This is a genomic window from Saccharothrix hoggarensis, from assembly GCF_052936025.1.
Map to the genome: position 1 here is coordinate 1,853,847 of NZ_CP193624.1, position 19,940 is coordinate 1,873,786.

Genomic DNA, 19,940 nt, shown 5'->3' on the forward strand with positions numbered 1-19,940 from the left:
GTCGGGGTGCGACCACCTGCGCCCAACGTCGCCGGGGGAGCCGTCGGCCGGGCGTGCCGCCGTCAGCCGAGCGTGCCGGTCACCTTCGCGTGGCCCTTCAACAGGTTCCGCGCGATGGTGCGGCGCTGGATCTCGTCCGTGCCCTCGTAGATGCGCAGCAGCCGCAGTTCCCGGTACCAGCGCTCGATCGGCAGCTCGCGCGTGTAGCCCATGCCGCCGTGGATCTGGAGGACGCGGTCCACGATCTCGTTGGCCTTGATGCCGCCGTAGAGCTTCGCCATCGACTGCGCCTGCCGCGAGTCTGCCTTCTGGTCGACCAGCCACGCGGCGTGCAGCACGAGCCACCGCAACGCCTCGATCTCCACCGCCGAGTCCGCGATCATCCACTGGATGGCCTGGTACTCGGCGATCGGCTGACCGAACGTGACCCGGTTCTTGGCCTGCTCGATGGCCATCTCGACCAACCGCTCGCACGCGCCCAGCGCCCGCGCCGGCAGCAGGTAGCGGCCCTGGCCGATCCACTGCATGGCCAGGGTGAAGCCCTTGCCGACCTCGCCGAGGACGTTCTCCTCGGGCACCCGCACGTTGTCGAAGACCAGCGCCGCCGGACCCCACTCGCCCATGGTCGGGATCGGCTCGGACTTCCAGCCCATCTCCCGGTCCACCAGGAAGCACGTGACGCCGCCGTCCGCGCCCTTCTCGCGGTCGGTCACCGCGAACACCATCACGAAGTCCGCCTCGTTGCCCTGGGTGATGAACGTCTTCTCGCCGTTGATCACCCACTCGCCGCCCTCCTTGCGGGCGGAGGTGCGGATGGCCTTCGCGTCCGAGCCCGCGCCCGGCTCGGTGATCGCGAAGCACGACACGCGCTCACCGGAGATCGTGGGCAGCAGGTAGCGCTGCTTCTGCTCCTCGTTGCCGTGGAACAGGATGTTGTCCGCGTAGCCGCCGAAGCGGAACGGGACGAACGTGCGGCCGAGCTCCGCCTCCACGAGCGCGGTCATCAGCGCGCCCAGGCCCATGCCGCCGTACTCCTGCGGCGTGAGCACGCCGAAGAAGCCCGCCGCCTTGGCCTTGTCCTGGAGTTCCTTCAGCTCGTCACGCGTCAGGCCGGGCTGGCCCTGGCGTTCCCGGCGCAGCACCTCCGGCTCCAGCGGCGCGACCTCCTTGCGCACGAAGGTCCGCACCCAGTCGCGGATCTCCTTCTGCTCCTCGTCGAGCGTGAAGTCCATGACGTCCTCCCTCTACCGTCTACGCGAACGCGTTGATGCCGGTCAGCGCCCGGCCGATGAGCAACTTCTGGATCTGGCTGGTGCCCTCGTAGAGGGTCGTGACGCGGGTGTCGCGCAGGTACTTCCCGACGGGGTACTCGTCGACGTACCCGTAGCCGCCGAAGACCTGGATGGCGTTGTTCGCGACCCGCACGGCGGCCTCGCTGGCGTACAGCTTGGCCATCGACGCCTCGGTGCCGAACGGCTCGTCGCGGTCGGCGAGGTCCGCGCACCGCCACGTGAGCAGCCGTGCCGCGTCGGTCTCCACGGCCATGTCGGCCAGGAGTTCCTGCACCAGTTGGAAACCGGCGATGGGCTTGCCGAACTGCTGACGTTCCTTGGCGTACTCGACGCTGGCCTCCAGCGCGCCCCGCGCGGCGCCCACGCAGCCGGCGGCGACGGACATCCGGCCCCGGTCGAGCGCGGCCATCGCGAGCTTGAAGCCCGCGCCCTCGTCTCCGATCCGGTTCGCGTCCGGCACGCGGATCCCGTCGAGGGCGAGTTCGGCGGTGGCCTGGCCGCGCATGCCGAGCTTGCCGTGGATCTCGGTGGCGGTGAAGCCGGGGGAGGCGGTCGGCACGAGGAACGCCGTGATGCCCTTCGGGCCGGGGCCGCCGGTGCGGGCGAACACCAGCGCCACGTCGGCCCACGTCCCGTTGGTGATGAACACCTTGCGGCCGGTGATCAGCCAGTCGTCGCCGTCGCGGACGGCCTTGGTGGCCAGGGACGCGGCGTCCGACCCGGTGCCGGGCTCGGTGAGGCCGAAGCAGCCGAGTCGCCGCCCCGAGCACAGGCCCGGCAGCCACTCGGCCTTCTGCTCGTCGGTCCCGTGCTTGAAGATGGTCTTGCCGACCAGGCCGAGCGAGACGGAGATGATGCCGCGGACGGCCGAGTCACCGCGCGCGACCTCCTCCAGCACCAGGCAGTACGCCAGGTTGTCGCCGCCCGAGCCGCCGTGCTCCTCGGGGATGCCCAGGCCGAGGAAGCCCACGTCGCCGAGCGCGGGCACGAGGTCGCGGTCGATGGCCTCGTCCCGGTCCCAGCGCGCCGCGTGGGGGACGATCCGCTCCTCGGTGAACCTGTGTGCCAGCTCCTTGAGCTGCCGGTGTTCGTCGGAGATGCGCAAGTCCACCGGGGTGACCTCCTAACCGAACGGTGTTAGGTTATCTAACCTATGCGCGGAACCCACCACAGGCAAGGGGACGGACATGCCGAGGAACCCGATCCTGAGTGCCTCGCGCATCCGGGCGGCCGCACTCCACATCATCGACCGTGACGGCCTCGACGGCTTGTCCATGCGCAAACTGGCCTCTGAGCTGGGCGTTCAGGCCGCGTCGCTGTACGGGCACGTGAGCACGAAGGACGACCTGCTGCACGACGTGGCCGCCGGAATCCTCGAACGGGTCGACGTGTCCGGGTTCGAGGGCGGCGACTGGCGGCACGGCCTGCTCAGCTGCGCCCGCTCCTACCGGGCCGCGCTCGCGGAGCACCCCAACATCGTGCCGTTCCTGGCGTACGGGCCGGCGCACCGCGAGGCGTCGCTGCGCCGGCTCGACGTCGTGCACGGCGGGCTCGTCGCCGCCGGGTGGTCGCGGCGCGAGGCGACCATGATCGCCGCGTCGCTGATGTACCTCGTGTTCGGCGCCGCGCTGAGCTCGTTCTCCAGCGGGTTCACCGAGGACCAGTCGTTCTACCGGGACCGGTACCCGAACCTCGACAAGGCCCACCTGCTGCCGTCCGTGGCGCGGGAGCTCGACCACGACAGCTTCGAGCTGGCGCTGAACGCGTTCGTCACCGGCCTGGCGGCGCGAGTGCCTGGCTGAGCCTGCGCACCAGCCCGGTGTGGTCGGCCGGCGCGACCGTGAGCCACTCCGTGCCCATGCTCGCGTACCGGCCGCGCGGGGTGTCGATCCACGTCACCGCGGGCGGCGGCGGGTGGCCGTCCACGCGGGGCGTGAAGTGGCCGGTGCCCGTGATCGGGCCGGCCAGCATGTCCTTCAGCGCCCGCACGTCGTCGCTGCCGCCGCCCCGGACCGTCTGCCGGATGCCGTTCCCGCCCTGGTCCTCGATCGCGGACGCGGGGACGGTGATCGGCCTGCCCGGACCCGGCGGCCGGGGCGGCAGCACGCTCACCGCCGCGCCCGCGAGGCTCACGTCGCGCAGCAGGTCCAGCCGCACGCCGTCCGCCTGCTGCACCGCCAGCACCGCGTAACGCCCGCGTGCGACGGCGAGCGCGCGCAGCAGGTCGTCGGAGGCGGCGTCGGGCAGGCCCATGACGGTGATCGACGTGTCCGGGCGGGCGAGGAGGCGCAACGCGTCCTCCAGCTCCGGCTCCGGCCTGCCCCGGCGGGCCAGGCCCCGGCGTTCGAGGGAGGCGTGCGCGTCGGCGCGGACCTGGGCGCGGTCGTCCACCGTCATGCCGTGGTGGTCGACCTGCAACGGGTACGGCACCGCGCCGACGCGGAGGACCTCCCACAGCACGTCGAACTCGGGGAGGGAGAGTGTCGCGATGGTGCTCATCCGCCCTTATTCGCCGATGGTGGGTGGGGCGACGAGCCGGTTGTCGTCGAAGTAGTCGTCGGTCGGGATCAGGTACTTCGCCTTGTGCTCCTGGTCCTCGCCGCCCTGGCCGCCCTGCCCGCCGGCGCCCATGCCCGCCGGGGCTCCGGCCGCCGCGCCCCGTGCGTTGCCCTGTCCCGGTCCGCCCTGCGGCATCGCGCCACCGTGCGGCCCACCGCCGTGCGGCCCGAACCCACCGGGTCCGCCGGGCCCGAACCCGCCACGTCCCGCCGGTCCACCCGGTCCACCTGGTCCACCCGGCGAGCCGGGCATGGTGGGCCGTCCGCCGGGACCGCCACCGGGTCCGCCGGGTCCACCGCCGGGCCCACGTCCGGGCAGCCCGCCGCCGGGCGGTCGTGCGCCGGGGGGCAGCGGCCGACCAGGGGGCACCGCCTTGCCGGGCGGGACGTTCTGCTTGCCGCCGGGCGGGAAGGCCGGCGGCAACCACCCGGGCAGCGGCGTGCGGGGCGGCTGCGTCGGCGGAGGCGTGCCGAAGTTGGGCGGCACGGTCGGCGGGGCGACGTTGGGCGGCGGCGCCCACGACGTGGTGGTGGTCCCGGTGGTGGTGCCCACTCCCGTGGTCGCCGTCGTCCCCGGCACACCGCCGGGCCCCACCCGACTCGGGTCGACCGTGCGGGTGGTGACCGACGAGGTGTGCGTTGAGCTGGTGGCCGTGCCCTGGTCTTGCGTCACGGCGGGCATCTCGGCGAACGCGGGCATCGTGCTGGTGGCCGAGCGCATCGCGTCGTCGCGGGACTGCATCACCTGGACGGCCTCGGCCTTGGCGCCGTCCGACTTCGCCTTCTGCGCCGGCATCGCCATCGGCAACGCCGCCAACTGCAGGATCGAGCCGCTGGTGAGCGCGTCGGTGAACATCTTCTTGGGGTCGTACTCGACCGGCTCGGGCATCCGGTTCTTCGCCTCGGCCGCCGCCGTGGTCTGCGTGTGCAGGGCGGTCCCGGTAGCCGTGAAGTGATCACCGGTCATGTCGCTGAACTTCCCGACCTTGGCCAGCGCGGCCCGAGCCCCCTCCGCCGCGCTACCCGTCCAGCCGCCCTGCGAGCCGTTGACGATGACCTGGAAGTCCACCGCCATCTCGGTCAAAGTCGCCCCGATCGACTTCCACTTGTCGGCGACTTGACCGGCCACGCCCGCGTCGAAGTTCTCCTCGACCTGTCGTTTCAAGTCTTCGTGCTGGTGCGCTGGGTAGTTCGCGGTCGGTTCCGGAACTCGCGGCTTCTCTCGGGTCATCTCATCCCCCCTTGGGACGGTACTAACAGCAGGTCAGGGCAGCTTGGGCGCGACCAGTTCGGCGGCTTGCGTGGCACGGGCGCACGCTCCGGCGGTATCGCTCGAGCTGGCCGTGAAGTTGGAGATGAGTTGGACACTGGACGATCCGGAAACCTCGATCACCACGTGGCAGATGTTCTTGGCGCCGTCGAGTGCTTTGGCCAATCGCGCCTCGTACTTTCCAACCTTGGTCGGCGCTACGTCCTTGCCTCGGTAGTCGAGATCGTCGAAGCCCTTACGCGGATTCACCGCGACGAGGAGACCGCCATTTCCGCTCACCTTCCAGCGGCAGGTCTCGGCGCCGCCGATCACCTCTGGTTCACCGGGATTCGTCAGACCGACCTGGGTCACTTCGGCGGAGGTGAGGAGATCGCACGGGTCGACGTCCGCGAGGGCGTTGTCATCTGAAGGCGAGGTGGTGGCGGGGGTGGTCGACGAGTCGGCTTTGGTTCCCGTGGTCGTCGTGGCCGGTGTCGGAGTTCCTGTCGCACCGTCGGAGCAAGCGGTGGTCAACAGGGCGAGACCGGCGACGAAGGCCATCGAAATTCGAGTGAGTGTGCGATTCATCGCAGCTGCGTCATCCCGTCAGAGGTTGTTGAAGGTCTCAGACTTGGCTTCGTCGACGTTCCGGTAGGAAGCCCGACTCTTGTCGACCTGATCCTTGAGGTCCGCAATGGCCTTGACCATTTCCGGGATCACCTCGTTGATGACCTGGTGGCCCAGTTGGGCGTTCACCTTGCCGATGTCTTCGGCGTACCCGCCACCGAGCGGCGTCTGGCTGGCCAGCATTTCGGCATCCGCTTGGATTCCGTCCAGGACGTCCTGCATGTCGGTGAGCTTCTTCAGCATCGTGTCGACGGCTTGCGGGTCCACCGCCAAAGCCTTGGCTTCGTTCGCGGCGGCCAGCGCCTTGGCGGCGGCGACGACGTCGCTCAATCCCATGGTGAACAGGCTGGCGAGCCCACCCCCGCTCTGCTCGCGGTACTGCTTCAAGGCGTACTGACCGACATCCCCCGTCAGCCCCCCGTTGTAACCGGTCACAGCACAAACCTCCCCGATTGCGCTCCGTGGTCAGTCGGAGACTGTATCGAAGCACCGGACACCTGGGGTGGACATCGTCCACCTACATACGAACGGGCTAAGAACTCAGTCAATCCGGTGGTGCGCGGCACTGGCTGGAAGAGATGGACACGCTGGTCGGAGGGCCGTTCAGGCTGGATACGTGGTGTTGCTGTGCTGATCGCCACCACCGTGCGTCGCCACTGCAGGCGGCCCCCGTCCGTGGCCGTGGAGGCAGCGGTCTGCGTCGTCGTCGCGCCCGAGTACAACTGCTGATGTCATTGACGTTCTGGCGGCTTGGGCGCGATCAGTTCTGCGGCGTCGGTCGCGCGCTTGCACGCGGCGGCCGCGTCAGTCGAGTTGGCGGGCAAGCGTTCCGAGCACCTGGACCGAGGATGATTCGGAGACGGCGATGAGCACCTCGCACGCGGCCTCGTCGCCTATGGGATCCGTCAGGGTAACTGCTCGTCGAAACCGCTAGCGTGCACGCGAATGGGCTGGAGGGTGGGTGTCCGTAATACGGGAAAGTGCTGGTTGACGTGCGGTTCGGGCCGGGATATGTGGGATTGCTGTGCTGATCACCACGTCGGCGCGTTGGCCTGCCCCGTCCCACCGGCGTTGTTACCCTCGCCGGTGTGGCGGCCCCAGCTGTGGAACTGAACGTTGGCGAGCGCGTGGTGCGGGTGTCGAACCCGGGCAAGGTGTACTTCCCCGACCGGGGTATCAGCAAGCTGCAGGTGGTCGAGTACTACCTGGCCGTCGCTGAGCCCCTGTTGCGGGTCCTGCGGGATCGGCCCACCACGTTGAAGCGGTACGTGGACGGGGTCACCGGCGAGGCGTTCTACCAGAAGCGGTTGCCCAAGGGGGCTCCCGAGTGGGTGGAGACGGCCCGGGTCAAGTTCCCGTCCGGACGGCCCGCGGACGAGGTGTGCCCGACCGAGCCCGCGGTGTTGGCGTGGGCGGCCAACCTGGGGACGTTCGACTTCCACCCGTGGCCCGTGCGGCGGTCCGACACCGATCGGCCGGACGAGCTGCGCGTCGACCTCGACCCCCAGCCGGGCACGGACTTCCGCGACGCGGTCGAGGTCGCGTTCGTGCTGCGCGAGGTGTTGGAGGAGCTCGGGCTCACCGGGTACCCGAAGACGTCCGGCGGACGGGGCGTGCACGTCGCCGTGCGCATCCGGCCCGAGTGGGACTTCGTGGACGTGCGCCACGCCGTCATCGCGCTGGCCCGCGAGGTGGAGCGGCGGGTTCCCGACAAGGCCACCACGTCGTGGTGGAAGGAGGAACGCGGTGAGCGCGTCTTCCTCGACTTCAACCAAGCCGCCCGGGACCGCACCATCGCGTCCGCCTGGTCGGTCCGCGGCACGCCCCGCGCCACCGTGTCCACCCCCGTGACGTGGGATCGACTGTCCTCTGTGGACCCCGACGACTTCGACGTCCTCACCGTGCCGAAGTACCTGGCCGACAACGGCGACCCGCACGCGAGCCTGGACGACGAGGCGTTCGGCATCGAGGCGCTGCTCGACTGGTACGCGAACGACGAGCGCGGCGAACTGCCCTACCCGCCCGACTACCCCAAGATGCCCGGCGAGCCACCGCGCGTCCAACCGTCGCGGAAGCGCCAGTAGAGCTGGGGATACGGGTCGGTCTCACGTCCGACCACCAGGTGAACCGACTCCGGGCGCCGGCTGTCCGGGCAGGCACCCGGCGTCGGCGTGCCCTCCATTCGGGCGAGGCCGCAGCGCGTTTGAGGCGACCTGGGGTCCCCTGCGCCGCGTCGCGCACCCATGAAGAGACACCTGAGGGCGGCAAGACGCGCGAAACCGTCCGATTCGGCGAAAACCGTGTACGCCCCGGTGGGCGTGGAGCGGGCGCTGGCGAGTGGAGCCGCGAGTGCCTGTCACCATCGAAGACGGAGGCGTTCGCGCACGCCGGGCGTGCCGGTCGCGGGGGCCGGTGGTCTCAACGGCTGGGAACACCGCTCCCTTGGGGTATCGCGTGGCAGGTGGTCCACGGTCACGCTGAAGTCGTGCCGACTCGAAGCCTGGAAGTGCTGTTGCCCGCCGACCTGTCCGCCCGCGACTACGCGGCCGTCGCCCATGCCATCTGGGCGGTGCTGGACGAGGTCGGGCTCGGTGAGGAGAGCTCGTTGCGGACTGACGACGAGGCCGGTGACGACGTGAACGGCTGACACCGGCTGAGACCGAAGTCGACGCGCTCGGGGGCCGAGGCGTCGTGCACCCGACCTCGGCGTCGCCGTCGGGCTGGACGGCGACGCCGGCCGGGACGTGTCACGCCAGGTCGGCAGGGGTGGAGGAGATCGGGAACCACGCAGGCGCCTTGCGCCAACCGGCTGTTTCCCCACGCGCGTCAGCCGCGATCCGACTGGTCCTCTCGTACCATGGACGGCGACGCCGAAGAGAGGGAGGCAAGTCGATGACGAATGCGTACGTGGTGCGGTTCGTCGGTGGTCCCCTCGACGGCCGGGTCGACTCCCACGCCAAGGCGCCCGAGGCCCCGAAGCAGACCGTCACCCACGTCCACCTGCACGGCGGCCCCAAGATCGTGCACCACTACGACCTGCAGTACGCGGTCGAGTACGGGTGCGAGTACCACCTCCGCGTCGAGGACTGACCGACCGCCTCCGCGGGCTCTTGACAGGGTCAGAACCAACCAACCGTAGACACGCGGCAACCTGGCGGTTTACCGTTTGCCATGCGTGAGAGCGCTCTCACAGAGCTGTGAGTTCCTGTTGGAGGTTCCCTGTGCGTTCAATCCGCCCCCACCTGGCGGCCTTGGCGGTCGCCGTGGCCGCGGCTGCCGCTGTCCCTCTCGTCCTGACCGGAACGGCCAACGCCGTCACGGTCGGGGCCGGTAGCTACGCCACCACCCGTCCGGCGGGCGCGGTCGGCCCGTCCGACTCCAACGGCGCTCCCGTGACGCCGAAGGTCACCGCCCGCATGGCCGGCCGGCCCGTCCCCACCAACGACTGGTGGTCGTCGCTGGCCTTCCAGCGCTACCCGGGCAACCCGTACTCCGAGAACATGTACGCCCACCCGCTGACCTTCCACGCGGCGGCGCAGGGGCTCGGCGTCGGCAACCCCAAGACGCCGAACATCACCCCCGACGGCCGGTTCTACGAGTTCATGCACCAGGACGACCTGTTCGTCGGCGTGAGCGGCCTCAACGCGCCGCGCACGCAGGTCGACGGCTGGTCCGACTGGACCGTCACTCCCTTGTGGACGGACGGGACGCGCACCCTGCGCACCACGATCGGCCACGGCTCGCCGTACGTGTACGCCGAGGCGACCGGCGGCACGGCCCGCGTCGGGTTCAACGGCGCCACCACGATCTGGAGCAACACCGGCACCACGCTCGGCGTCTCCGTCAACGGCCGTGACTACGCGCTGTTCTCGCCGAGCAACTGGAACGTCGTCGGCACCGCCGAGGCCACCTCGCCGGCCGCCTTCTTCTCCGTGGCCGCGCTGCCCAGCCGCGACGCGCTGTCCCTGTTCCAGCGCTACGCGTTCTCCTTCGTGACCGACACCAAGGTCAGCTGGACCTACAACTCGGCGAATGCCCAGCTCACCGCCACCTACACGGCGACGACCACGGCTCGCCAGGGCACCCAGACGGGCACCCTCCAGGCCCTCTACCGGCACCAGTGGCTCAACTCCACCGACGCCGTCACCCCCTACCGCTACGCCTCCCCGCGCGGTGAGATGCGGCTGCGCGAGGGCTCGTCGTTCACGACCCGCAGCACGTTCAACGGCGTCCTGCCCGCGTTGCCCCTGTCCTCGGCAGCCGACCAGAACCGCCTGCGCGCCGAGATCGACCAGGAGCTGAACGCCGCCGACCCGTGGAAGGGCGCGGCCGACACGTACTGGACCGGCAAGGCGCTGTGGCGCCTGGCGGCGCTCGCCCGCGTCGCCAACCAGATCGGCTACACGACGGGCCGCGACCGGCTGATCACGATGGTCCGCGACCGGCTCACCGACTGGCTGACCGCCACGCCCGGCGAGCCCGACAAGCACTTCGTCTACGACTCGACGTGGGGCACGCTGACCGGTTACCGCGCCTCCTACGGCACGGACGCCGAGCTGAACGACCACCACTTCCACGCCGGCTACTACGTGCTGGCCGCGTCCGTCGTGGCGCAGCACGACGCCGCGTGGGCGGCCGACTCCCGCTACGGCGGCATGATCAAGCTGCTGGTGAAGGACGCCAACAACTACGACCGCGGCGAGACCAGGTTCCCGTTCCTGCGCAACTTCGACGCGTACGCGGGCCACGGCTGGGCGTCCGGCCACGCCGGCTTCGCGCACGGCAACAACGAGGAGTCCTCGTCCGAGGGGATGATGTTCGCCACCGCCGCCGTGCTGTTCGGCCAGGCGACCGGTGACACCGCCCTGCGCGACGCGGGCATCTACCTGCACACCACGCAGGAAACCGCGATCGCGCAGTACTGGTTCGACAAGGACGACGCGGTGTTCCCGCCCGCCTTCCAGCACGGCACGGTCGGCATGGTGTGGGGCGCGGGCGCCAGCTACAGCACGTGGTGGACGGCGAACCCCGAGGAGATCCACGGCATCAACATGCTGCCGATCACCGGCGGCTCGCTGTACCACGCCGACTACAAGGCCGACGTGCTGCAGAACATCAACGAGCTCCGCGCCAACAACGGCGGCACCGAGGTCGAGTGGAAGGACATCATCACCCAGTTCCTCGCGATCGCCGACCCGGCGCAGGCGATGGCCAACTACGGCAGCGGCCTCAGCCCCGAGGACGGCGACTCGCGGGCGCACGCCTACCACTGGATCTCGTCGCTCAACACCTACGGCACGCCCGACACGTCCGTCACCGCGAACGTGCCGACGCACGCCGTGCTGAGCAAGAACGGCGCCCGCACGTACGTGGCCTACAACCCGGGCTCGGCGGCGACCACGGTGACGTTCTCCGACGGGCAGACGCTGAACGTCCCGGCGTCGTCCACGGCGTGGCGCGGCCCGGCCGGCAGCGGTGTCGACTCGGGTTCCGGCGGCGTGAACCCCACGTCCCCGACCACCACGACCACCACGACGACGACCACCACCACCACCACCACGACCACGACGGCTCCGCCGGTCACCCGTGACGCGTTCGGCACCATCCAGGCCGAGTCGTACGACCAGCACCACGGCGTGTTCAAGGAGACGACCACGGACGTCGGCGGCGGCCAGAACATCGCCGGCATCGCCAACGGCGAGTGGGCGCTCTTCCGGGGTGTCGACTTCGGCACCCGCACCGGCCGCCAGTTCATCGCCCGCGTCGCGAGCGGTGCGGCGGGTGGCGTGAGCGGCCTGGTGGAGGTCCGCGTCGGCAGCCCGACGGCGGCGCCGCTCGGCAGCTTCGCCATCGCCAACACCGGCGGCTGGCAGAGCTGGCGCACCGTGCCGGCCAACATCACCGGGCTGACCGGCAAGCACGACGTGTACCTGACCTTCACCAGCGGCCAGCCGGCCGACTTCGTGAACGTCAACTGGATCCAGTTCGGTTCCTGATCCTGATCGGTGACCGGGGCGGCGAGGGGAACGGTTCCCTCGCCGCCCCTGTCCTGTGTGGACCGGGATGCGGCAGGATCGCGGGATGGAGCGCAGGGATCGCCTTCCGGTCGTGCTGGCGGGATTGGTCGTGGTGGCGGTCGCCGTGTCCGCCATTCGGCCCAAGAGCTACGGGACGTGGCTGCTGGAGGTGGCGCCCATCGCCATCGCGCTGCCGCTGCTGGCGTGGACGTACCGCCGGTTCCCGTTGACGCGGCTCGCGTACTGGCTCGTCTTCGGGCACGCCCTGGTGCTCGCGCTAGGCGCGCACTACACGTACGCCGAGGTGCCGTTCGGGGACCTCTGGACCGACCGCAACCACTACGACCGGTTCGCGCACTTCGTCCAGGGCTTCGTGCCGGCGGTGCTCGCGCGCGAGGTGCTGCTGCGCCGGACGCCGCTGCGGCCGGGCGGGTGGACGTTCTTCCTCGTCTCGGCGACGTGCCTGTCGGTGAGCGCGGTCTACGAGTTCGTCGAGTGGGCGGGCGCGGTGATCGGCGGCGAGGCGGCGACGGACTTCCTTGGCACGCAAGGGGATGTCTGGGACACGCACTGGGACATGCTGCTCGCGCTGGTGGGCTCGGTGGTGTCGCAGTGGGTGTTCGCGCGCCCGCACGACCGGCAGCTCGCGGAATTGTCGGTGCGGTAGGGCAAGCTGCACCACGACGGATCTTGTGCAAGTCGTGGAGGTACCGATGGCGAAGGCGAAGCAGAGCTCGTTGTCCGAGGAGGACATCGACCACTTGCGCGCGGAACTGGCCGCCGGTCGCCCGGCCCAGGTCTGGTTCACCTCCGCCGCGGTGGGGGTGGAGGCTGGGCGGTCGGCGAAGGTGGTGGCGTTCACCGACCCGGCCGAGGGCGACTACATCCAGGTGCGGCCGACGGGGGAGAAGGACGAGCTGTCGTTCTCGCCCGCCGAGCTGACGGTGGAGAAGCCCGCGCCGCGCAAGCGGACCCCGGCGCCCGCGTCGGCGCCCGAACCGGCGGCCCCCGCGCCGGTCGAGCACATCTACACGCCCGCGCCGCCGCCGGCCAAGCCGAAGCCCGCGCCCGCGCCACCGTCGGTCGAGCGCAAGCCCGCCGAGCGGAAGCCGGCCGCGCGCAAGCAGGCGAAGCCGGCGGAGGTGACGGTGACCCTGGTGTCGACCGCCGAGGGCGAGTGGACGGTCGACGTGCAGTGGGGGTCGCGGCGGACGTTGAAGGCGGCTCCGGTGGCCGCGTCGGCGGTGGCGCAGGCGGCGAAGTTGCTGCCCGCGGAGGTGGACGAGGCGGTGGACAGCGTGCTCAGCGCGGCGCGCGAACGCCACCTGGCCCGGGTCGAGCAGCTGCGCGCGGAGCTGGAGGCGGCGCAGCGGGCGCTGGACGAACTGACCGCCGAAGGGACGTGAACACGTATTGCAACATCTTGATGATTGGCGTTCCGCGATCGGGTGAGGGGACTTCCCCTGCCCAGCGGTAGAGCGGACCGTGGGGTCGAAATACCTTCGGTCGCAGGACATCCGCTCGACGCAGGGGAGCCAACGATGGTGGTAGAGATCATGACGGTGGAGCACGCCCAACTGGACGGCTGCGGTTGCTGCAACGGCTGCACCGGACCCGGCTGCGGGTGTTGCTCCAGCTGCTAGGCGCCGAGCCGGCAGCCCGTCGACCCGAGCACCACCGCCCGGCCCCGGCCGCCCCAGCGCGCCGGGGCCGCGCCACGCACCGCGTTCACCCCTGAGCACGGGCCGGGGTACGGGCGCGTGCGGCTGTGCGAGTTCGCGGCGCGGCGTGGGCGTGACGTGGGCGTGGCTGCGCGCAATCGGGTTCGGCTCAGGGCGGGCAGACGGTGCCGCTGCTCGGCACCTTCGCGTTCACCAGGAACTCCTCGGCCGCCGTCGTCGCGCAGGCCGAACGGCCCAGGGCGCCGTGACCCCCGCCTTGCCACCCGACCACGATGCCGGCCGGCAGGGCCTGCGCCGCCCGCTCACTGCCCACCCTCGGCGTGACGGGGTCCGTCGCGGTCGTCAGGACCACGATCGGGGGCGCCCCCACCAGCTTCGGCGGCTTCACGGGCTGCGGCACGGGGAACGGGCCGCACATCAGCAGCTTGCGGGCGAAGTAGGCGCCGAACAGCGGGTGCTTCGTGTTCCAGTCCTCGGCCAGGCCGGCCACCCGCTCGGGCGGGATGCGGGTCGTCGTGTCGTTGCACCCGGTGACGATGCCCGCGTCCAGCCACGGCGGGTCTTCCTCGTTGTCGAGCAGGAGCGGGTTGACGAACGCGCTCAGCTTCGTCCCGTCACCGCCCTCGGCCGCGACCAGGGCGTCGGCCAGCGCGGGCCACCGGGGGCGGTCCGCGAGACCCGCCAGCACGGCCACCGTCGCGGTGCCCGGGGTCAGGTCGAAGTCGTCACCGCGCACCGGCCGGTTCCGCAACGAGCCCAGCAACGCGGTGAACCGGTCCGACGCCGCCGCGCCCAACGGGCACCCGCGCAGCACGCAGTCCTTCTCGAACGCCGCGAACGTCTCCTGCGCCGCCACCGCCTGCGTCTCCGCCACCGCCGACACGTCGAGCGTGGGGTCGGGCGCGCCGTCGAACACCATCCGCCCGATCCGGTCCGGGTACCGGCTCGCGTACAGCGACAGCACCCGCGACCCCTCGCCGACGCCGATGCCGTTGAGGTGCGCCACGCCCAACGCCTCGCGCAGCTGCTCCAGGTCCGCCGACGCCCGCCACGAGTCCACGGCCGTCAGCCGGTTCTCCAGGTCGAGCACGCACTCGCGGCTCGCCAACGTGTAGGCGTCGACCAGGTCGTCCTGGTCCTCCGCGCCCGGATCGGCCTCCAGGATGCCCACCCGCGCCACGTCCGGCACGCACTGCACGCCGTCCGACATGCCCGTGCCCCGCCGGTCGACGCCGATCAGCGTGAACGTGCTCAGCACCGACGGCGGGAGGCTCGCCGCCAACCGCGCCGCGGTCAACGTGCCCGGCTCGCCGTCCGCGTCGCCGACGACCACCAGCGGGCTGCCGCCGGTGCCCACGCGCAGCAGCGACAGCCCGAGGCTGCCCCGTCCGGGACGGCTCGGGACGTCCAGCCGCACGGTCAGCCGCCCGCACTCGTACTCGTGCCCGGAGGCCGGCGCGGTGTCACCCAGCCGGGCCTTCGTCGAGTCGGTGCACGACGACCACGACAGGCCGGCCGACTCGTAGTTCTCCAGCGGCGGGACCTCGCGCGGCCCGGACGGCACGGTGGCCACCGACGTGTCGTCGCCCTCACCGTGCACCGCGATCACCGGGCGGGTCGACGGACCCGCGCTGCACGCGGCCAGCGCGCTCAGGGCCACCAGCATCAGGGTGGCGTGACGCCGACGCGGCACAGCGGTCCTCGCTCTCTGGCGACAGTGGTCGTCCACGGTTCAGCCCATCCGGCGGTGGTCGTGCAGAGCCTCACACAGTCCAGGTGAGACTTCGGTGAGCGGGCTGGTGGAGGATGGCCGGGTGGTCACGGTGCACGTCGAAGGACTCCCCGAACGCAGGCCGGCCCGCTCCGGGCCGTTCACGCTCGCCGCCAGGGCGTACGGCGCGATCCCGCCGCCCGCGCTGGTGCTGCTGGGCGTCGTCAGCGTGCAGGTGGGCGCGGCCGTCGCGAAGCAGCTGTTCACCCTGGCGGGTGCCGCGGGCACGGTCACGATGCGGCTCGTGCTGGCCGCCGTCGTGCTGCTGGTGGTGTGGCGGCCGTCGCTGCGGCTCGACCTGCGCACGTACGCCGTCATCGCGGGCTACGGCCTGGTGCTCGGCGCGATGAACCTGTGCTTCTACCAGGCGATCAAGCACATCCCGCTGGGCGCGGCGGTCACCATCGAGTTCCTCGGCCCGCTGGCGGTGGCGGTGCTCGGCTCGCGGCGCTGGCTGGACGGCCTGTGGGCGCTGCTGGCGGCGGCCGGCGTCCTGCTGCTGACCAGGGTGGACGGCGGCCTGGCGCTGCCCGGTGTGCTGTTCGCGCTGGGCGCGGCCGTGTGCTGGGCCGGGTACATCCTGCTGGCGGCGGCGCTGGGCAGCCGCACGGCCGACGGCAAGGGCCTGGCGCTGGCGATGGTGTTCGGCGCGGCGCTGGCGCTGCCGTTCGGGGTGGCCGAGGCGGGCACGATGCTGCTCAACCCGGTGGTGCTGATCGCGGGCACGGCGGTGGCGCTGCTGTCGTCGGTGATCCCGTACTCGGTGGAGCTGGACGCGCTGCGCCGCATCCCGCCACGCGTGTTCGGCATCCTGATGAGCCTCGAACCGGCCGTCGCCGCGCTGGCCGGGCTGGTCGTGCTGCACGAGGCCCTGCACCCGGCGCAGTGGGTCGCCGTGTTCTGCGTGGTGCTGGCGTCGATCGGCGCGACCAAGACCGCGAAACCGGACGTCTGACCGGCGGACGAGCGGCCGACGAGTGACCGGGGGCGGGCGAGCGGCCGGCCGGCGATCAGCGCGCCGGCGGCGGGCGCGTGCTTCGGACGAGCAGCGCACCGGCGACGGGCGTCAGGGGTGACGTCGGGCTAAGCCTTGGCGGCGGGCTCGGCGTGCGGCTCGGGGCGCGGCTCGGCGTCGGGCTTCGCCGGTGCGTCCGACCCCGGCGCGGACCCGGCGGGAGGGGGCTCCTCGGCGCTCAGCCGGCCGTCGATCAGCTCGCCGCCCCGCTGCTCGAACACCGTCGCGTAGGCCGCCGAGTACTTCCGGTACACCGCGAGCACGTCACCCGTCCCCGCCCCGGCGACGTCGGCCCGGAACTCGTCCCGCAGCCGCCGCATGGTGTTCACGTCACCGCGCCGCTTCTGGCTGTGCAGGTACGGCTTGAAGGTGACGTTCAACCCGCCGACGACGGCCGCGGTGAGCAGCAGGACCTTGCCCAGCGCCGTCTCCGACGAGGTGAAGCCCACCGCCAGCACGGCCGGCACCAGGATCAGCACCACCGTGTAGCAGAGCCCGGTCGTCCGGTGCACGACCCGCCACAGCGCCATGCGCCGGCAGTCGTGCCGCATGCGGTCGTCGAGTTCCCGGATGAGCGCGTCCACGTCAGCCACAACCCGCCACGGTACTCAGCGCACGCCCTTCCCGGGGCGGACTTCGCCGCGCAGCACCGATTCCACGTCGTAGCGGGCCGGCTGGTCGAGCTGGTCGTAGCGGCACGACGACGGCTCGCGGTCCGGCCGCCAGCGGCGGAACTGGCCGTTGTGCCGCAGCCGGGCCGGCGCCGCGCCCTCGGTCTGCGTGTACGAGATCTCCAGCACCCGCTCCGGCCGCAGCGCGACCCAGTCGGCGTGCTTGCCGCGCCACCGGTTGATCTCGCCCGGCAGCCGCCTGCCGTCCGGCTCCACCAGCCACGGGTGGTCGTCGGTCGTGATCAGGCCCGCCAGCTCCTCGGCCAGCGCCCGCCGCTCGGCTGCCTTGAACGACCCGACGACGCCGATGTGGTGCAGCACGGCGTCGTCGTCGTGCAGGCCGAGCAGCAGCGACCCGACCGCCGTGCCCGGCTCGGTGTCCTTGTGCCACCGCAGCCCGGCCACCACGCAGTCCGCGGTGCGGGCGTGCTTCACCTTGATCATGCTGCGCTTGCCGGGCGTGTACTCGCCGGCCCCCGGCTTGCCGATGATCCCGTCCAGCCCCGCGCCCTCGAACAGCTCGAACCACTGCAGCGCCACGGCGGCGTCGGTGGTCGCGGGCGTGAGGTACAGCGAGTCGCCGGGCGTGATCAGGCCTTCCAGCGTGGCGCGCCGCTTGGTCCCCGGCTGCTCCAGCAGCACGTCGTCGCCCACGGCCAGCACGTCGAACGCCACGAAGCTGGCCGGCATCTGCTCGGCGAGCAGCTTCACCCGGCTCGCCGCGGGGTGGATGCGCTCGGACAGCGCGTCGAAGTCCAGCTTGTCGTCCTTGGCGACGACCAGTTCGCCGTCCACCACGATCCGGGGCGGCAGGGTGCGCCGCAGCGCGGCCTCGGCCTCGGGGAAGTACCGGTTGAGCGGTTTGCCGCTGCGGGACTGGAGGACGACCTCGTCGCCGTCGCGGAACACCAGGCAGCGGAAGCCGTCCCACTTGGGCTCGAACACCAGGTCCGCGTCCGTGGGGATGCGGTCGACGGCGTTGGCCAGCATGGGCTGCACGGGAGGGTTCAACGGGAGCGCCACCCGGCCATCCTGCCTGGTGACCGGCCCTACCGCACGGGAAAGCCGGGATCAGTCCCCGTCCGCCCTGCGGTAGCGCAGCAGCAACGCGCTCTCGTGGTGCAGCACCGACGCCAGGTCCATCGAGCGCGGCGCGGCGGGCAGCGGCCCGGTCGCGATCCGCCCGGCGTCGCCGCCCGCGAGCAGCGGGGAGAACGTCACGCACAGCACGTCCACCAGGTCGGCCTCGATCAGCGCCCCGAACAGCGTCGGCCCGCCCTCGCAGTCGACCCGGCGCAGGCCCCGCTCGTCCAGCGCGGCGAGGGCTGCCCGCAGGTCGACCACCCCGTCGTCACCGCCCGCGACCACGACGTCCGCGCCCGCGTCGACCAGCGCGTCCAGCCGCTCCCGCGGCGCGGCGGACGTGGTGAGGACGATCGGCGGCACGGACGTGCTGGTCAGCAGCGTGGACGTCGGCTCGATCGAGCACCGCGCCGTCACCACGGCGATCGGCGGCACGGGCGCCAGCCCCAGCCGGGCCCGCCGCGACGCCCGCACCTCGCCCGCCTTGACGCCCTGGTAGCCCTCGACCAGGGCCGTTCCCGCGCCGACCAGCACCACGTCGCACAGGTCGCGGCCGAGCATGAACACCTTGCGGTCGGCCTCGTTGCCCAGCCCCGCGGACCGACCGGCCACCGACACCGCACCGTCCACGCTGGACACGAAGTTGACCTGCACCCAGGGCCGGTCCAGCCCGTCGGGGTAGTCGTAGAGGCGCTCCAGTTCCGCGTCCGTGATCTCGCCCTCGCGTGGTGGCCACAACATCCGCACCTCCACATCCCAGCACGCCGCTACCATCCGGGCATGTCCGCCCCGCCGCGCCTGTCCGACCGCGTCCCGCACGTCGCGGCGGACGAACTGGTGGACGCCCTGGTCCCGCCGCCGCGCTTCGACCGCGTCCGCTTCGACACCTACGTGCCGAACCCCGACGAGCCGAGCCAGGCGGCGGCCGTGAAGGCGTGCCGCGAGTTCGCCGAACGCGTGTCCGAGGGCGGTGGCGAGGGCTGGCTGGGCCGGCTGTTCAAGCGGTCCGGCCAGGACGACGCCAAGCCCGGCCTGTACCTCGACGGCGGGTTCGGCGTCGGCAAGACGCACCTGCTGGCGTCGATCTGGCACGCCGTGCCCGGCCCGAAGGCGTACGGCACGTTCGTCGAGCTGACGAACCTGGTCGGCGCGCTCGGCTTCGGCGAGACGGTGCGCCGGCTGTCGTCGCACCGGCTGCTCGCGATCGACGAGTTCGAGCTGGACGACCCCGGCGACACGATGCTGGTGACGCGCCTGATCAAGGAGCTGACGGCGGCGGGCGTGTCGATCGCGGCGACGTCGAACACGCTCCCGGACAAGCTGGGCGAGGGCCGGTTCGCGGCCGCGGACTTCCTGCGCGAGATCCAGTCCATGTCGGCGAAGTTCACCGTGGTCCGGGTCGACGGCCCCGACTACCGGCACCGCGGCCTGCCCGACGCGCCGCCGCCGATGGCGGACGAGGAGCTGGTGGCCAAGTCGGAGAGCACGCCCGGCAGCACGCTGGACGACTTCGCCGACCTGTGCGAGGCCCTGGCGCGCATCCACCCGTCGAGCTACGGGCGGCTCGTGGACGGCGTGACCGCCGTGCACCTGCGCGGCGTGCGGCCCGCGCCGGACCAGGCGGTGGCGTTGCGGCTGGTCGCGCTGGGCGACCGGTTGTACGACCGGGACATCCCGGTGGCCGTCTCGGGCGAGCCGCTGTCGGAGCTGTTCACGGCCGAGATGCTGCGCGGCGGGTACCGCAAGAAGTACCTGCGGGCGGTCTCCCGGCTGGTCGCGCTGTCCCGCTGAGCGGTCCCGGTGCGGCCCCCGTCCGGACGCCTGGGCACCCGCGCAGGCCCCATCCGGACCCCGCGCAGACCCCGTCCGGACCCACGAGTGGACCGCCGTGCGGACCCCCGCGCAGACCCACGAGTGGACCCACCGGTGGACCGTCGAAGAGGCCGCCCCGAGAGGTGCCTCCGGAGGTCCCCGG

Annotated in this window: 19 protein-coding genes; 9 read left to right on the top strand and 10 right to left on the bottom strand. The window is 71.7% G+C overall.

Annotated elements, in window-relative coordinates; translation table 11 throughout:
- Window positions 1-62: 62 nt before the first annotated feature.
- Window positions 63-1,232 (bottom strand): acyl-CoA dehydrogenase family protein, encoded by a 1,170-nt coding sequence (locus tag ACRAKH_RS09045; protein ID WP_380728832.1) that lies wholly within the window; start codon window positions 1,230-1,232, stop codon window positions 63-65.
- A 19-nt stretch (window positions 1,233-1,251) separates the two neighbouring features.
- Complete coding sequence (locus ACRAKH_RS09050) at window positions 1,252-2,403, bottom strand: acyl-CoA dehydrogenase family protein (protein WP_380728834.1); 1,152 nt, start codon at window positions 2,401-2,403, stop codon at window positions 1,252-1,254.
- A 76-nt stretch (window positions 2,404-2,479) separates the two neighbouring features.
- Between ACRAKH_RS09050 and ACRAKH_RS09055 the strand changes: the two genes are divergently transcribed.
- Window positions 2,480-3,094, top strand: coding sequence for a TetR/AcrR family transcriptional regulator (locus ACRAKH_RS09055; protein ID WP_380728836.1), 615 nt, complete (start codon window positions 2,480-2,482; stop codon window positions 3,092-3,094).
- On the opposite strand, the gene ACRAKH_RS09060 is transcribed toward ACRAKH_RS09055, so the two are convergent.
- From ACRAKH_RS09060 to ACRAKH_RS09075, 4 genes are all read right to left on the bottom strand, one after another.
- Window positions 3,063-3,791 carry an ESX secretion-associated protein EspG gene (locus ACRAKH_RS09060; RefSeq protein ID WP_380728838.1) on the bottom strand — a complete coding sequence of 243 codons (729 nt, stop codon included), beginning with the start codon at window positions 3,789-3,791 and terminating at the stop codon, window positions 3,063-3,065. The two genes, ACRAKH_RS09055 and ACRAKH_RS09060, sit on opposite strands and share 32 nt — an antisense overlap.
- A 6-nt stretch (window positions 3,792-3,797) precedes the next feature.
- A complete protein-coding gene (locus ACRAKH_RS09065; RefSeq protein ID WP_447009736.1) occupies window positions 3,798-5,015 on the bottom strand; it encodes a PPE domain-containing protein in 1,218 nt (405 codons plus the stop codon).
- A 99-nt stretch (window positions 5,016-5,114) separates the two neighbouring features.
- Window positions 5,115-5,660: a DUF3558 domain-containing protein gene (locus ACRAKH_RS09070; RefSeq protein WP_380725140.1), complete on the bottom strand. Its 546-nt coding sequence runs from the start codon at window positions 5,658-5,660 to the stop codon at window positions 5,115-5,117.
- A 45-nt stretch (window positions 5,661-5,705) separates the two neighbouring features.
- On the bottom strand, window positions 5,706-6,161 hold the full coding sequence (locus ACRAKH_RS09075) for a hypothetical protein (RefSeq protein WP_380725142.1): 456 nt from the start codon (window positions 6,159-6,161) through the stop codon (window positions 5,706-5,708).
- 668 nt (window positions 6,162-6,829) lie between these two features.
- Here ACRAKH_RS09075 and ligD point away from each other — a divergent pair.
- The 6 genes from ligD to ACRAKH_RS09105 all read left to right on the top strand — a co-directional run bounded on the left by ligD (window position 6,830) and on the right by ACRAKH_RS09105 (window position 13,149).
- Window positions 6,830-7,810 carry a non-homologous end-joining DNA ligase gene (ligD, locus tag ACRAKH_RS09080; protein WP_380725144.1) on the top strand — a complete coding sequence of 327 codons (981 nt, stop codon included), beginning with the start codon at window positions 6,830-6,832 and terminating at the stop codon, window positions 7,808-7,810.
- Window positions 7,811-8,211: 401 nt separating this feature from the next.
- Complete coding sequence (locus ACRAKH_RS09085; RefSeq protein WP_380725146.1) at window positions 8,212-8,373, top strand: hypothetical protein; 162 nt, start codon at window positions 8,212-8,214, stop codon at window positions 8,371-8,373.
- 245 nt (window positions 8,374-8,618) lie between these two features.
- Window positions 8,619-8,816: a hypothetical protein gene (locus ACRAKH_RS09090; RefSeq protein ID WP_380725148.1), complete on the top strand. Its 198-nt coding sequence runs from the start codon at window positions 8,619-8,621 to the stop codon at window positions 8,814-8,816.
- A gap of 131 nt (window positions 8,817-8,947) precedes the next feature.
- Window positions 8,948-11,722: a glycosyl hydrolase gene (locus ACRAKH_RS09095; RefSeq protein WP_380725150.1), complete on the top strand. Its 2,775-nt coding sequence runs from the start codon at window positions 8,948-8,950 to the stop codon at window positions 11,720-11,722.
- An 85-nt stretch (window positions 11,723-11,807) separates the two neighbouring features.
- A complete protein-coding gene (locus ACRAKH_RS09100; protein WP_380725152.1) occupies window positions 11,808-12,410 on the top strand; it encodes a DUF2238 domain-containing protein in 603 nt (200 codons plus the stop codon).
- A 46-nt stretch (window positions 12,411-12,456) separates the two neighbouring features.
- Window positions 12,457-13,149 (top strand): DUF6319 family protein, encoded by a 693-nt coding sequence (locus ACRAKH_RS09105; RefSeq protein ID WP_380725154.1) that lies wholly within the window; start codon window positions 12,457-12,459, stop codon window positions 13,147-13,149.
- A 424-nt stretch (window positions 13,150-13,573) separates the two neighbouring features.
- On the opposite strand, the gene ACRAKH_RS09110 is transcribed toward ACRAKH_RS09105, so the two are convergent.
- Window positions 13,574-15,091 carry an alpha/beta fold hydrolase gene (locus ACRAKH_RS09110; protein WP_380725156.1) on the bottom strand — a complete coding sequence of 506 codons (1,518 nt, stop codon included), beginning with the start codon at window positions 15,089-15,091 and terminating at the stop codon, window positions 13,574-13,576.
- A 148-nt stretch (window positions 15,092-15,239) separates the two neighbouring features.
- On the opposite strand from ACRAKH_RS09110, the gene ACRAKH_RS09115 reads away from it, so the two are divergent.
- Window positions 15,240-16,151 carry an EamA family transporter gene (locus ACRAKH_RS09115; protein WP_380725177.1) on the top strand — a complete coding sequence of 304 codons (912 nt, stop codon included), beginning with the start codon at window positions 15,240-15,242 and terminating at the stop codon, window positions 16,149-16,151.
- A 128-nt stretch (window positions 16,152-16,279) separates the two neighbouring features.
- Here ACRAKH_RS09115 and ACRAKH_RS09120 read toward each other — a convergent pair whose 3' ends face one another.
- The 3 genes from ACRAKH_RS09120 to ACRAKH_RS09130 are packed head-to-tail and all read right to left on the bottom strand — an operon-like array spanning window position 16,280 to window position 18,706.
- Window positions 16,280-16,804 (bottom strand): hypothetical protein, encoded by a 525-nt coding sequence (locus ACRAKH_RS09120; RefSeq protein WP_447009737.1) that lies wholly within the window; start codon window positions 16,802-16,804, stop codon window positions 16,280-16,282.
- A gap of 15 nt (window positions 16,805-16,819) precedes the next feature.
- Window positions 16,820-17,905 carry an ATP-dependent DNA ligase gene (locus ACRAKH_RS09125; RefSeq protein WP_380725161.1) on the bottom strand — a complete coding sequence of 362 codons (1,086 nt, stop codon included), beginning with the start codon at window positions 17,903-17,905 and terminating at the stop codon, window positions 16,820-16,822.
- 48 nt (window positions 17,906-17,953) lie between these two features.
- Window positions 17,954-18,706: a pyrimidine reductase family protein gene (locus ACRAKH_RS09130; RefSeq protein WP_380725163.1), complete on the bottom strand. Its 753-nt coding sequence runs from the start codon at window positions 18,704-18,706 to the stop codon at window positions 17,954-17,956.
- Window positions 18,707-18,745: 39 nt separating this feature from the next.
- Here ACRAKH_RS09130 and zapE point away from each other — a divergent pair, with 39 nt between their 5' ends.
- Window positions 18,746-19,756, top strand: coding sequence for a cell division protein ZapE (gene zapE, locus ACRAKH_RS09135; RefSeq protein WP_380725165.1), 1,011 nt, complete (start codon window positions 18,746-18,748; stop codon window positions 19,754-19,756).
- Window positions 19,757-19,940: the final 184 nt, after the last annotated feature.